The sequence below is a fragment of the Methanonatronarchaeum sp. AMET-Sl genome (assembly GCF_029854155.1).
GTDB lineage: Archaea > Halobacteriota > Methanonatronarchaeia > Methanonatronarchaeales > Methanonatronarchaeaceae > Methanonatronarchaeum.
Window position 1 is genome coordinate 670750 of sequence record NZ_CP122958.1, and the last position, 13280, is coordinate 684029.

The 13280-nt window shown below is 38.2% G+C and carries 12 protein-coding genes and 1 tRNA gene; 7 read left to right on the forward strand and 6 right to left on the reverse strand.

Features of this window, described 5'->3' with window-relative positions:
- Positions 1 to 19: 19 nt before the first annotated feature.
- Together QEN48_RS03305 and cooS are read right to left on the reverse strand one after the other, a co-directional pair.
- The gene (locus tag QEN48_RS03305) at positions 20 to 1000 is read right to left on the reverse strand and encodes a zinc metalloprotease HtpX (RefSeq protein ID WP_280108980.1); all 981 of its coding nucleotides are present in this window, start codon (positions 998 to 1000) and stop codon (positions 20 to 22) included.
- 85 nt (positions 1001 to 1085) lie between these two features.
- Positions 1086 to 2960, reverse strand: coding sequence for an anaerobic carbon-monoxide dehydrogenase catalytic subunit (gene cooS / locus QEN48_RS03310; protein WP_280108981.1), 1875 nt, complete (start codon positions 2958 to 2960; stop codon positions 1086 to 1088).
- Positions 2961 to 3071: 111 nt separating this feature from the next.
- Between cooS and QEN48_RS03315 the strand changes: the two genes are divergently transcribed.
- The 5 genes from QEN48_RS03315 (at position 3072) to QEN48_RS03335 (ending at position 7977) form a co-directional block, all read left to right on the forward strand.
- Positions 3072 to 3836 (forward strand): V4R domain-containing protein, encoded by a 765-nt coding sequence (locus QEN48_RS03315; RefSeq protein ID WP_280108982.1) that lies wholly within the window; start codon positions 3072 to 3074, stop codon positions 3834 to 3836.
- Positions 3837 to 3870: 34 nt separating this feature from the next.
- Positions 3871 to 4872 carry a tRNA-intron lyase gene (gene endA / locus QEN48_RS03320; RefSeq protein ID WP_280108983.1) on the forward strand — a complete coding sequence of 334 codons (1002 nt, stop codon included), beginning with the start codon at positions 3871 to 3873 and terminating at the stop codon, positions 4870 to 4872.
- Between the two features lie 27 nt (positions 4873 to 4899).
- Entirely contained in the window at positions 4900 to 6195 is a 1296-nt protein-coding gene (locus tag QEN48_RS03325; RefSeq protein WP_280109094.1) for a tryptophan--tRNA ligase, read from the forward strand.
- Positions 6192 to 6653, forward strand: coding sequence for a ferritin family protein (locus QEN48_RS03330; RefSeq protein WP_280108984.1), 462 nt, complete (start codon positions 6192 to 6194; stop codon positions 6651 to 6653). The genes QEN48_RS03325 and QEN48_RS03330 overlap by 4 nt, the downstream gene beginning before the upstream one ends.
- Before the next feature lie 469 nt (positions 6654 to 7122).
- On the forward strand, positions 7123 to 7977 hold the full coding sequence (locus QEN48_RS03335) for a hypothetical protein (protein WP_280108985.1): 855 nt from the start codon (positions 7123 to 7125) through the stop codon (positions 7975 to 7977).
- Between the two features lie 379 nt (positions 7978 to 8356).
- Here QEN48_RS03335 and QEN48_RS03340 read toward each other — a convergent pair whose 3' ends face one another.
- Together QEN48_RS03340 and QEN48_RS03345 are read right to left on the reverse strand one after the other, a co-directional pair.
- Positions 8357 to 10000: a hypothetical protein gene (locus tag QEN48_RS03340; protein WP_280108986.1), complete on the reverse strand. Its 1644-nt coding sequence runs from the start codon at positions 9998 to 10000 to the stop codon at positions 8357 to 8359.
- 4 nt (positions 10001 to 10004) lie between these two features.
- On the reverse strand, positions 10005 to 10763 hold the full coding sequence (locus tag QEN48_RS03345) for an ABC transporter ATP-binding protein (RefSeq protein WP_280108987.1): 759 nt from the start codon (positions 10761 to 10763) through the stop codon (positions 10005 to 10007).
- Positions 10764 to 10888: 125 nt separating this feature from the next.
- Here QEN48_RS03345 and QEN48_RS03350 point away from each other — a divergent pair, with 125 nt between their 5' ends.
- Positions 10889 to 11572 carry a DUF5668 domain-containing protein gene (locus QEN48_RS03350; RefSeq protein ID WP_280108988.1) on the forward strand — a complete coding sequence of 228 codons (684 nt, stop codon included), beginning with the start codon at positions 10889 to 10891 and terminating at the stop codon, positions 11570 to 11572.
- 184 nt (positions 11573 to 11756) lie between these two features.
- On the opposite strand, the gene QEN48_RS03355 is transcribed toward QEN48_RS03350, so the two are convergent.
- Positions 11757 to 12137 (reverse strand): hypothetical protein, encoded by a 381-nt coding sequence (locus QEN48_RS03355; protein ID WP_280108989.1) that lies wholly within the window; start codon positions 12135 to 12137, stop codon positions 11757 to 11759.
- A gap of 196 nt (positions 12138 to 12333) precedes the next feature.
- On the reverse strand, positions 12334 to 12723 hold the full coding sequence (locus QEN48_RS03360) for a DUF4870 domain-containing protein (RefSeq protein ID WP_280108990.1): 390 nt from the start codon (positions 12721 to 12723) through the stop codon (positions 12334 to 12336).
- Between the two features lie 304 nt (positions 12724 to 13027).
- On the opposite strand from QEN48_RS03360, the gene QEN48_RS03365 reads away from it, so the two are divergent.
- Positions 13028 to 13102: transfer RNA gene (locus QEN48_RS03365), tRNA-Pro, on the forward strand.
- Positions 13103 to 13280 lie beyond the last annotated feature (178 nt).

The window sequence follows — 13280 nt, forward strand, 5'->3', positions numbered from 1 at the left end:
AAAAAAAGGGGTGGTTTTGTTATAGTTCGAGTGCTCTGAGTCTTTTTTTTATGTTTGGGTGTGTTGAGAATAGTTCTGAGAATTTTTCTTTTAGGGATAGGTCTTTTTCGGCGTATTCGTTTATTTGATGTCTATTTGTGAGGCTACCGCTTGTAACGTCGGGGTCTGCTATTAGTAGTGGTTTCATTGAGAGTGCTAGTGGACTTGCTCCACCCATCATTGCTGAAGTACCTTTTCTTGTTGCAGTTCTAGACCTTTTTCGCTGTGATTCTTGTTTTTTTATGCTATCGATTCCATTGCTTATTTTCATTAGGCCGCTGGCTAGTTTTTGGTCACCGTTTCTTACTGTGTTTGCTGAATGTCTGTCTGCGTAGTATTCTCTGAGTCTGCTGAAGTACATTATGCAGATTTGAAGTATTAGGTAGAACACCATTGATGCGATTGCGATTAATATTATTGGTTTGCTTTCCCCTCTTGAGTTGAATATTGATGAGTAGAATAACATTCTTCCTAACACTAGGAAGAGTGCGGGTAGTATTGATAGCACCATCATGTATGTTGAGTCGTTGTGTTTTAGGTGGCCTATTTCGTGGCCTATTACCGCTTCGACTTCATCCCATTCAAGCCTTTTCATTAATCCTGTAGTTATGGCTACTTTATCTCCGCTGCGGAAGTTTCCATATGCGAATGCGTTGGGGAGGTCCATGTCAGCTATCATGACGTGTGGTTTTTCTATCCCGGATTGTCTAGCGATTCTTTCAACTGTTTCATGGTATTGTCTATATTCTTGTGGATCTGCTTCCTCTACTTTATATGCTTTTTCAACTATGGTTGGTGCAAACAACCATTGTAGTAGGAAGAATGGTACCACTAGTGCTATAGATAATAGGATTGGAGCGTCTACAAACATCAATATGATCGCTAGTGCTAGAGTTGTAGCTCCGATTATGGCTCCGAGTGACGCCATCATAGATGCTTTAAGCTTGAAGTTTGAAAACATCGAGTTTATTTATTCTTTTAAATAATTATCTCTTTCGCTTAATAGGTAAATAAAAAAGGTGGGGGATTAGGTGGTTGGGTGGGGGTTATAGGCCTAGTTCTTGTCTTTTTTTGTTTATGTGGTTTTCTATGTCGTTGGCTATTTCGGTTGGGTTGTCGCCTACTGCTATTTTTCCTCCTGTTAGTTGTTCTATGTCTTGTGTTAGTAGTTTGACGACGTTTTCGCTTCCTGTTATGGGGGGTGTTGGGGAGACGTGGGTGTATAATCCGTATGCTACTGCGGCTATTGCTGCTATGGTTGCTTTTTGTTCCATGTATTCTGGTGCTGTTACTGCTACTGGTAGTTGTGTGGGGTCTACATCTAGTTCGTTTGCTATGGTTGATACTAGGTTTAGGAGTCTTCCGGTGTCTGTGCATGTTCCGAAGCTTAGTACTGGTGGTATTTCGAGTGCGTTGCATACTGTTTGGAGGCCTTCTCCTGCTTCTTTGATTGCTTGTTGGCTTGTTAGTCCTGCTATTTGTAGTCCTGCGTTTCCACATCCTGCGCTTAATACGAGTATGTCTTTGGAGATGAGTTCTTTTGTTACGTTGATTGTTGTTTGGTCTTGTGGACCGTTTTTTAGGGTTGTGCATGATACGAGTGCTACTATTCCTTTTATGTTTCCATTGGCTATGTTTTCGATTAATGGGTCGAGTGTTCCGCCTAATGCATTTATTACTGCTTCTGGTGAGAAACCGGTTGTTATTTCTTGTTTGTTGTTTGGTATCTCTACTTTGTTGTCTTTTCTTTCTTTGTAGTTTTCTATGGCCATATCGATTATTTCGTTTGCTTGTTCTCTGACTTTGTCGGGGTTGTAGTTTATTCTGTCTTCCACTCCTGGTAGGTTGACTAGTTTTGTTACTGGTAGTATTTTGGAGTTGTATTTTTCTGCGTACATCTGGCTGGTTGGTAGTGTGCAGTTCATGTCTGCTGCGACTAGGTCTATTGCGCCTGTTGCTAGTACTGATTCGTAGGAGATCCAGTTTCCGGTTATTCCTTTGAATACGTTGTCTGTTTCGTATCTCTGCATGAGTTCTTGTCCTGTTTCTATTGACCCTATTATCTGCAGTCCTTTGGCTCCTGCTTCACGGGCTTTTTGTTGTGTTTCTTCTTTTCTGGCGATCTCTATTAATGCTGCTCCCATGAATGGTTCGTGGCCGTTTGGAACTATGTTTACGTATTCTGGGTCGATTATTCCTAGGTCGACTGTTGTTTGGTGGGGTTTTGCGGTTCCTAGGATTATGTCTTGCACGGTTTCTAGTAGTGTTAGTGAGCCGTAGGTTGTTGATAGTCCCATTTTAAGGGATTTTAGGGCTATGCTTTGGTAGTCTCCATCTACGTTTGTCATGACGCTTGTGTTGAGGTCCATTACTTCTTGTAGTGGTCCTCCTGGTAGTATTCCGAGTTCTTCCCATTTGTCTATTCTTGTTTGTGGTGCGTATTTCTGGAGTGTGTTTAGTGGTTTTTCGCTGTCGCTTTTGATTTCTTTTAGTATGTAGTTGGCTAGTTTTATGGCTGTTTCATTGGTTGTTCCGTTGGTGTCTATTCCGAGTTTTTGTGCTGTTTGTTCTAGTTTTTTGGGTTCTTTTATTGTGAAGAATGAGTTTTCTTTTGCGGCGGATTTGAGGGTTTTGGCTGTTGTTTTTGCGTGGTATGTGTAGGCGGTTGTTCCCATTGTGTTTATTTTGGCGAGGTTTCTCATGACCATTCCGTCTTGGTCTATTCCACAGACTCCTCTTTTTGATCGGCTTGTTATTCTGCATGGCCCGTTGCTGCAGATGTTGCATCTGGTTCCTTTTTCACAGAATTTACATCTGGTTGGTTCTTGGGATTCGAATCTTTCTTTTAGGTTGGTTATCTCGTCTTTTTCGATTTTCTCCATCATTTGGTTTATGGAGTTGTGGCTGCTGAATTTATCCATTTTGTTTTCCTCGTTTTTGTTGTGTTATCAAACAAACATAAACGTTTCGTAATCATACGAACATTCGTAAAGTATAAAACTAAATAAAATTAAAAAAAACCAAGACAAAAAATGCAAGAAAAACCAACCACCATATACACAACCCCAAAAGGCGCAATACCAATAAAAAGCCCCACAAAAAACCACATACTAAAAATACTCCAAAACAAACCAATGACCGGCAGCCAAATAACCAAAAAAATCAACAAATCAAAATCAACAACCTCAGTACACCTACAAGACCTACAAAAACTCAACCTAATCAAAACCCAAAAACACCCAGAAGACGCAAGAAAAAAAATCTACAAAACAAACACAAACCAAATCGGAAAAACCAGCAAACCAACAGACCAAAACTACAAAAAAATACTAAAAAACATCCAAAACACCGAAAACACCCAACAACTCCTCAAAGGACTATTCCACACAATAAGATACGGCCTAAAATCACTCGGAATCGACATACACCCAGCACTAAAACAAATGGGCCAAGACATAGGCAAAGCACTAGCACCAAAATTCCAATCAAACAACACACAAGACCTCCTCAAAGAAATCCAAAAATACTGGCAAAAACACCAACTCGGCCAAATACAAATACAAAAAAACACAATCACAATAAAAGACTGCTTCGACTGCAGCGACATGCCAGAAATAGGCAGACCCCTATGCTCCCTAGACGAAGGCATAATAGAAGGAATAATCAACACAAAAACCCAAAACAACATCCAAATAACAGAAACAGAATGCTACGGACTAGGCCACAACCACTGCAAATTCCAAATAACCAAAAAACAAAACAACCAAAACCAAAACAAAACCAACACAAACACCTAAAATAATACTTCACAAAGAACAATTCACAGTGACCATGCCGGAAATAAAAGAAAACGGAGTACAAATCAAAAACCAAAACAAAATCAAAGACCTACAAGAAAGCTACTACGGAACCAAAACCCAAAACGGATTACTACTAAACCACATCGAAGCAGCCTACCTAACAGAAATGAACAAACTCAAACTAAACAAAGAAAAACTAATCGAAACAGCCAGCCAAAACACAGAGAGATTCGAACTAAAATTCATAGTATACCGAGACCTCAGAGAAAGAGGCCTATTCATGAAACAAGGCGGAGAATCCGCCGACCTATTCCTATACAACCGAGGAAAAAAACCAGACAAACACCAATTCAAATACCTCGTACACATATACTCAGAAAAAGACAAAATAAACATAAACTGGATACACAAAAGAACAAAAAAAGCAGAAAACCTACGCAAAACACCCCTAATAGCATTAGTAGACGGAGAAGGCGACATAACATACTACCAAACAAAAAAACACAAACCAAAAGGAACAGCCGACAAAATAAACCAAACAAAAGCCAGAGGAACACTACTAGAAGAAAGAACACTCATATGGGAAAACGGAGAAAAACTATACAAAAACTGGTTCTACGGAAAACCATTCTCAGGAAACATATACCAACTATCCCTACCAGAAACACAATACCTCAAAGACAAAGGACACCTACAACTAAAAACAAACAACAAACAAATCAAAACAAAAACAGACGACCCCCAACGATTCACAAAAAAATACAAAATATACAGAGACCTCAGAGAAAGAGGCCTAATACCAAAAACAGGATTCAAATTCGGAACAGACTACAGACTCTACACAGAATACAACGGCCCACAAAACCTAACCCACGCCAAATACCTAGTACACACAACAACCCCCAACACAGAACTCCATCCACCAGAACTATCAAGAACAGTAAGACTAACACAAAACGTCAGAAAAAGAATACTGTTCGCAATAATAGACCGAAAAATAAACTACATCGAAATAGAAAGAATAAAACTCTAAAAAAACCAGGAGGACCTAAAACTGCAAATCGATCCATGGACATCTGACAAAATAGATGACTACGGAAAACTAAAAAAAGAATTCGGAATCCAAGACCTAAACCCAGAAACAATACCCAACCCACACCACCTAATCAAAAGACAAATCGTCTTCGGACACAGAGACCTCAACTACATAACCCAAGCAATAAAACAAAACAAACCATTCGCAGCAATGAGCGGGTTCGTACCAACAGGACAACCCCACTTCGGACATAAAATGGTAATGGACCAACTAATCTGGTACCAACAACAAGGAGGCCAGATATTCGCAGCAATAGCAGACATGGAAGCCCGTGCAGCCAGAGACCTACCACTAAAACAAAGCTACAAATCAGGCAAAAACTACCTAACCAGCCTAATAGCATTAGGACTAGACCCAGAAAAAGCATACATATACTACCAATCCCAAGACTACGGAGTAAGAAACCTAGCCTTCGAAGCCTCAAACAAAATGAACTACAGCGAACTAAAATCAATATACGGATTCAACAACCAAACCACCCTCGCACACATGTACGCAGCCCCAATCCAATCAGCAGACATACTATACCCCCAAACCCAAAAATTCGGAGGACCAAAACCAGTCGTAGTACCAGCAGGAACAGACCAAGACCCCCACCTCCGATTAGTAAGAGACGTATCAAAAAGAATGAGACTATTCAGCACAGAAAAAACAAACAACCACTACAAAATAAGAAGCAGACACGCAACACAAAAACAAATCAACCAACTCAAACAAAAACTCAACAAATACGGAGAAACAAAAACCTATGAAGAACACATAGAAATCAAAACAAACAACCCCGAAATACCCGAAATAACAAGACAACACGAAATACAAAACAACGGATACGGATTCTACCCACCCAGCTCAACATACCACAGATTCATGACAGGCCTAAAAGGAGGCAAAATGAGCAGCAGCGTAGAAGACAGCTACATAGCCCTAACAGACAACCCACAAGAAGCCGCAGACAAAGTAATGAAAGCCAAAACAGGAGGACGCGAAACCCTCAAACAACAAAAAAAACAAGGCGGAGAACCAGAAAAATGCGCCATATACGAACTACTATACTTCCACCTAATAAAAAACGACAAACAAATCGAAGAAACCTACAAAAACTGCCAACAAGGCGAAAGACTCTGTGGAAAATGCAAAAAAGAAACAGCCCAACACATCAAACAATTCCTAAAAACACACCAAGAAAAAAGAAAACAAGCAAAAGAAAAACTCGAAAAACACCTCAAACAAAACCATAAACCCCAAGAGGAATATAAATGACCAAACAAATAGATAAACAAAAACTAATCCACCACATCCTGAATGAAACCGCCCTAACTGAAGAACACAACTCCATAGAAAAATACAAAGAACTAAAAGAAATAACCAAAACAAACCAAAACCAAAAACTAACAGAAAGAATAAACAAAATAATAGAAGACGAAGAAAAACACCGAAAAACACTAAAATCAATAACCAGTAGAAAAAACCTGGACATCGAAAACAAAGAAATGATAACAACCACCAAAATAATGGAAGCATTGTTAGAGGAAATCAAAGCAATATCCCTCTACAAATTTGTACAGCAACTAACCATAGATCAAGAAACAACTAAAAAAACTGAAGAATTAATCCGAGACGAAAAAAAACACGCCAGAACCCTTATCTCAATATTAGAAGAACATAACACAAACATCGAAATAAAAGAAAAAAAGAACGAAATAATAATCAACCTATGAAACAACCCCGCCCCTATCCAAAAGAAACGGTTCCTAAGGCCTAAATTCTTAAAAAACAAAAAACCCAGCCATTACAGCTATACAATTAATGTCAGTATTTAAAAATCCAGAAACTCAGAACCTAAAGCCTTAAATGGTTTTTTTTATCAGAATAAAGGTAATTAAATTCACTTAAATTCTATTCTCGTGAATATATCTTGTATATCTTGTTTTTTAGCCTAATAACTCCTTTTTTTATTGGAGAAATTGATTTTATTACCGCTACCGAGTTAAGTATCTATTCATTTTTTTTATTTCACCTTTTTTTTGTGTTTTTTTTGGGTTTTTGGATAGGTATACCACAGAAAACCATTAAATTTAAGTTGAATTATTTAAAATTTAATTTAAAGAGTGGTGTTACTAAACAAAAAAACCTGCTACTAACACGATAAAAACAAGATATTAGTAACAACCACACCAGGAAGATAAAATGAACAAAAAACACATACTCGCCATAACAATAGTCCTACTACTATCAACAGCGATGATCGGATGCATAAACGACTACAGTCCGGATGACTATGAATTGTCTGTTAACGAATTTGATTTAATAGACCGCAGTGCTGATGAAGTTATAATCGATTTACATGTGGACCATTGGCATGGTGATCCATTAGAAGTTGAAGTAAACGATCATGTTTCGCTTGGAGCAGACATAGAAGACGGTGATGGTAACACGGTTGAGTTGGGTGAAGATGGTGATTATGAACTAGAGGTAGCGATGGCGGACCATGCTGAAGAAGGAGTTGTATCACTAGATAACCATGGAGACCACGTCCACATTACAGGTGAAGAAGAAGGTGAAACCGAAGTAGTCTTCCAACTAGTAGATAACGGTGAAATAGTATTCCAAACACCAAACCTAGAAGTCAAAGTAAGCCAACAACATGACCACAACGATGAACAATACAATCCGGATGACTATGAATTGTCTGTTAACGAATTTGATTTAATAGACCGCAGTGCTGATGAAGTTATAATCGATTTACATGTGGACCATTGGCATGGTGATCCATTAGAAGTTGAAGTAAACGATCATGTTTCGCTTGGAGCTGACATAGAAGACGGTGATGGTAACACGGTTGAGTTGGGTGAAGATGGTGATTATGAACTAGAGGTAGCGATGGCGGACCATGCTGAAGAAGGAGTTGTATCACTAGATAACCATGGAGACCACGTCCACATTACAGGTGAAGAAGAAGGTGAAACCGAAGTAGTCTTCCAACTAGTAGATAACGGTGAAATAGTATTCCAAACACCAAACCTAGAAGTCATAGTTGAATAACAAACCAAAGAGGGTGTACACTCAAAACACCCTCACCAAAATTAATTTTATCCAAATCCATAACCTAAAACCCATCCCTTCGAGAGAAAGATATCACCCAAGACTTCAATTTTCTTTATCTTAATTAAGGGCTAAAACCCACTCATCTTCAGAGAGAGGGAGGAGATGTCACAATCATCTATTTTTTTTAGTTACCAAGGAATCAAATAAAAAACGATTTAGATAAAAATAACCTATAAAGTTAAGTAATCAAAATCATGTTGGATTCCAATATCAAGGGTAATGGTATTCAAATCGCTTCAAACAATTGAAACCTACAGGACACCAAATACCTACAACATAAAAATTATGAAATAAAGATTAGAGATAAACCTCAGGGTCAAGACAAACTATAGCCATCTATTTTATTTATAGCTTTTTTAGAAACCAAAAAAGGCAATAGAACCATTAAAGCGAAAACAACTATAGAGGTTAGATATAGTGGTTTAACTCCAATAGAGAGTCCAAAAGGAAGTATCCATGAAACTAAAAAAGAAAAAACTTCTCTAAACTCCACACTATATATCAGGGCTCCCGAAAAAACAAACAGAACTAAATAAAAGGTATAGCCTATATAAGCCATTTTGCTTGGAAGCATAACCCTTGTTGAACTACTAATCTTTATAGATTCAAACCTTGGGAAAACCGTTCCAAGCCAGACAGCCATTAAACTCCCAAAAACCATTAATACTGGAGTAGCTATCGCTAAAACCAAAACATCAATATAATCGGTGCCAACAGAAACACCAGTTAAAACAACCAAACCAATCCCTAAAGGAATCGCAATCAATAACGTAGGTATAATATGTGCTAATACCAACTCACGGCCCTTAACACCACTAATCAACAAAGAGGGTAACACAACACCCTGGTCTCCAAGGAGATTAAGTGAAAACAAAGAACCAACACTCCACGCCACCAACAACAAAGATGCTATCGGTAGATATTCAGGAAAACTCATCAACATCGGTACAAACAGAACTGGGAAAAAAGAATACAGAGCCTTAATCGGGTTCCTAACCGTTTGAATAAGAACATTATGGATCAAGGTGTCAATTTTCTTTCCAAAAAACCTTGTGAAAACACCTGGCTCTAAAACACTCTCCAACTCACGCTCCAGACCACTTAAATCCTTTTCCTCAATGATTGAAACAGGGTCAGAAAGCCAGTAACGAGAACCAATCATAGCTGTAACCAAAACACCGAGTGGAAACGCTAAAAAAGAAAACAAAACAACAGCCATAGCCCTCCAAAACTCCACTTCAACCCCCGACATACCAAACAAAACAAAATCACCATACCAAACAAGAGGGGTGTTTTGAACAACCTCAAACAACGCAAAAGCAACATCATCAACCCAACCCATAAACAAAAAACCAAGATAAATACCAAAAACAAGAACAATCAAAGGAGTCTTGTACTTAACTAAAAACCTAAACCTAGTCAAGAAATACTTTAAACCCAAACCAATAGGATACCCAACAGCAACCGAACTCAAAGAAAACAAAACAACCAAAACTGGAACTAAAACCAAAAAGTGATAACTACCAAAACCAAAACCAAAACCCAACCCCAACCCAACCGCAGGTAAAAACAACCACATCAATAAATAAACCATCTCTGACAACAAAACACCCCAACCAACACTCTCAACAGAAACTATATGCATGAGTTTAGAAGCAACTTCAGGCCTTCCACGTTCACCAAAACCCCTAAACACTATAATTAAAACAATAAAAACCCATAAAACCGCTATAACACCACCAACAATAGAAACAAAAGAAAAACCACCTATATCACCAACCACCACCAACTCACTACCAACAAAATAACCAAGATATCCCCCACCAACACTACCCAAACCAACCATCAATAAATAAACAATAACCCCAAAAACCTGCTTAACATCAACATGTTTACTAACAGTCCTCCGAACATCCAACCTACCTACAGTAACTCCATCCAGAAAACCAAAAAACCCCATCCCTTCAGACCCCCCCAACCTCTTCCCTATGATCCGCAGTTACAGACAAAAACACCTCTTCAAGACTCTGAGCCTCACCACTCTCCACCCGCCTCTTCAAATCATCAGGACGGCCTTCAGTAACCAACCGACCCTTATTCAAAACACCAACAGTGTCCGAAAGCTCATCAACAACCGAAAGAATATGTGTCGAAAGAAAAACCGTACTATCACTCGACAACTCATCAATCAAATCCTTAACCACCCTAGCAGACCTAGGATCAAGCCCACTAGTAGGTTCATCAAGAAAAACCACCTCAGGCTCATGCAAAACAGCCTGAATAACACCAACCTTCTGACGCATACCCTTAGAATAATTACCAACCTTACGGCCAGCATCCTCAAAAATATCAAGCCGCTTAAGATACCGCTCTATCCGCTCCCCAGCAACATCACTAGACAACCCATACAACTTAGAGATATACCCCAACTGCTCCAAACCAGTAAGCTCATCAAACAAAGGCGGTTGTTCGGGCAGATAACCAATCTTACTAACAACCTTATCCCTATCCCCAATATCAACACCCATAATCTCCGCAGAACCAGAAGTAGGCTTGGTTAGCGATGTAAGCATCCTCATAGTAGTTGTCTTACCAGAACCATTCGGCCCAAGAAAACCATACACACTACCAACATCAACCTCTAAATCAAGATCCCTAACAGCCCAGAGATCACCAAACCTCTTCGACAAACCAACAGTCCTAATAGCAACCTCACAACTCATAATTAAACCACAACAAACGATGAATAAACTATTAACACCTAATATAATATAAAGATATACTAGAGGATTCAAAACCCTTAAATACCTAATAAAAATAAATTAGATATCTATAAAAAGGGATTTTAATGAAAAACATATCTTTTCAAGCCGTATTCGCTTTAATACTAGTACTATTAGGCGCACTACTCCTTCTACAGACAACAGGAATCTACGATACAACCAACCTAATCAAATACATACCAACCTTGTTCGTGCTCTTCGGAATATACATCATAATAAAAAGCAGACTCCAAAACCTATCCGGACCCATCATAATAATACTAGTATTCGGACTACTCCAACTCTACCTAATAGGCCTCTTAACAACCACCCTAATAAGAGACTGGTGGCCACTAATACTCGTAGCAATAGGCCTCTCAATACTACTAAACTGGTTTAGATCACCAAAAACAAAAGCAGAAGACACAGACATAATCGACCTATTCGCAATGCTAGGAGGAGTAGAAACAATGATAACCTCAAAACAATTCATGGGAGGAAGCCTAACAGCAATCTTCGGCGGAGTCAAACTCGACCTCAGAGACTCAAAACCAAAACACAAATACACAACAATCAACAGCCTCGTCTTATTCGGAGACGCAGACATAAAAATACCAGAAGAATGGGAACTCAAAATAAACCTAACCCCAATACTCGGAGACGTAAACGACAACAGAATGCGAACACAAAAAAGAATCGAACAAAAAGAACCAAAAACACTAGAAATAAACGGATTAGTAGCATTCGGCGACATAAAAATAACAGACTAACAAAACAAAAACCAAACCAACCCAAAAATATCCTAACATAATCAAACCACCACAAAAAACAAGAAAAACACCACCCCACCCAAAACAAACCCACCACTTAAAGGTAGGGTGGTTCAGAAATATATACTAAATAGATTAAAGTTATTTCTTCAAAACTAAATTTAGAATTAAATTATCGTTAGGGTTATATTTGTTTTTCAACCCAACTGGTAACGAAAGGGATTTTGGTCCATTCACCAATAAACGCAGAGTACATCAAATAAATCCATAAAACAAACGAAACTAAACCCAACAACATCTGAGCTAAAGTAACTAAGAAACCCAGAAACCAACCAATTACAGGTAAAGCAATAACCAAACCTAATAGATTCAAAATAACAGCTAAAACAAAAATCACACCAAAGACAACAATCGACTGAACCGCATGAAAACGAACAAAACGACTATCCTTCTCGATAAAATAAAACAAAAAACCAGTAAAAAACCAAAGCAAATACGATAAAGCACCAACTACATTCTCACTCAAACCAGTAACAGTACCAGAACCACCAAACTCCCCAGACATCAAACAAAAAAATACACCCAAACATACATAGAACTTACCCAAAACCACCCTGAAGCAAATTAAAAACCCTCTAACCAAATAAAAAAAATAAAAGATAGGAAAAGTTTTAGAACAAACCATATATGTCCTAAAACCATATCATATCGCTAACTAAACAACTTTTAGCTCTGAGTTAGGCTCTGGGTTAGGCTCTGGGTTAGGCGACTATTTCTTTTCCAGAATATTTATCGGTTAGATCTGATACAACTGGTAGTCGTGTTTTCTCTCCATTAAAGGCCTTATACATTAAGTATAGCCATAACACGAATGTCAGCAATCCTAACACTAACATGAATAACCAGACTATTAAACCAATAATAGATCCTAGGAAACCAATAGTAAGTGCTGTACCAACGACCCCTAAAACCACGTAAACTACGAATAAACCACCGAAAACAACCATCGACTGAACAGCGTGATACCTAACGAAATCATTATCCTTCTCAATAAAATAGAAAATAATTCCAGTTAGGAAACCAAATAAATAACATAATGCTCCAGCAATATTCGGCGACAAACCAGTACTAGTTTCAACATTTTCACTCATAACAATCAACCTCCAAAAAACCCCATTATATTCGACAAACAATACTAACCTAAACCTAATTTAAAATATACAACAATATTAATTAACTTAATATACGCAATAATAGTATATAAACTATTCTAAAACACAAAAACACCACTAAAAAACATTATAACGCCAAAACACCACTAAAAAAATCTTTATAGAAACTAAATTATCCAATCAGCCATAAAAATATAGCCAAACCAACCCCCTAAAACACCTCATGGAATAACAAAAATCCATAAATATTAAATGTATAAAACCCTACTACCAATAATAGACAGGGGCCATAGGGTAGCCTGGCCGATCCTCGTGCGTTTGGGACGCATGGACACCCGTTCGAATCGGGTTGGCCCCACTAACCCAAACCTAATTCTATAAATAACAAAGATAATAACAAAGGTGACACCCTCCTCTCCCTAAAGAAGCGAGGTACTTAGCCCTGAGTTAAAATAAAATACCGTGAGACTTGACCCTGGATTAATTTACAGGGAAAACTAAAATAACAAAACCGTTTAAACTGTTTCTAATAGTAA

Bases quoted from the DNA above. Each gene is read 5' to 3' on its own strand.
- QEN48_RS03305 (WP_280108980.1), bottom strand. From the start codon at position 1,000: ATGTTTTCAAACTTCAAGCTTAAAGCATCTATGATGGCGTCACTCGGA.
- cooS (WP_280108981.1), bottom strand. From the start codon at position 2,960: ATGGATAAATTCAGCAGCCACAACTCCATAAACCAAATGATGGAGAAA.
- QEN48_RS03315 (WP_280108982.1), top strand. From the start codon at position 3,072: ATGCAAGAAAAACCAACCACCATATACACAACCCCAAAAGGCGCAATA.
- endA (WP_280108983.1), top strand. From the start codon at position 3,871: ATGCCGGAAATAAAAGAAAACGGAGTACAAATCAAAAACCAAAACAAA.
- QEN48_RS03330 (WP_280108984.1), top strand. From the start codon at position 6,192: ATGACCAAACAAATAGATAAACAAAAACTAATCCACCACATCCTGAAT.
- QEN48_RS03335 (WP_280108985.1), top strand. From the start codon at position 7,123: ATGAACAAAAAACACATACTCGCCATAACAATAGTCCTACTACTATCA.
- QEN48_RS03340 (WP_280108986.1), bottom strand. From the start codon at position 10,000: ATGGGGTTTTTTGGTTTTCTGGATGGAGTTACTGTAGGTAGGTTGGAT.
- QEN48_RS03345 (WP_280108987.1), bottom strand. From the start codon at position 10,763: ATGAGTTGTGAGGTTGCTATTAGGACTGTTGGTTTGTCGAAGAGGTTT.
- QEN48_RS03350 (WP_280108988.1), top strand. From the start codon at position 10,889: ATGAAAAACATATCTTTTCAAGCCGTATTCGCTTTAATACTAGTACTA.
- QEN48_RS03355 (WP_280108989.1), bottom strand. From the start codon at position 12,137: ATGTCTGGGGAGTTTGGTGGTTCTGGTACTGTTACTGGTTTGAGTGAG.
- QEN48_RS03360 (WP_280108990.1), bottom strand. From the start codon at position 12,723: ATGAGTGAAAATGTTGAAACTAGTACTGGTTTGTCGCCGAATATTGCT.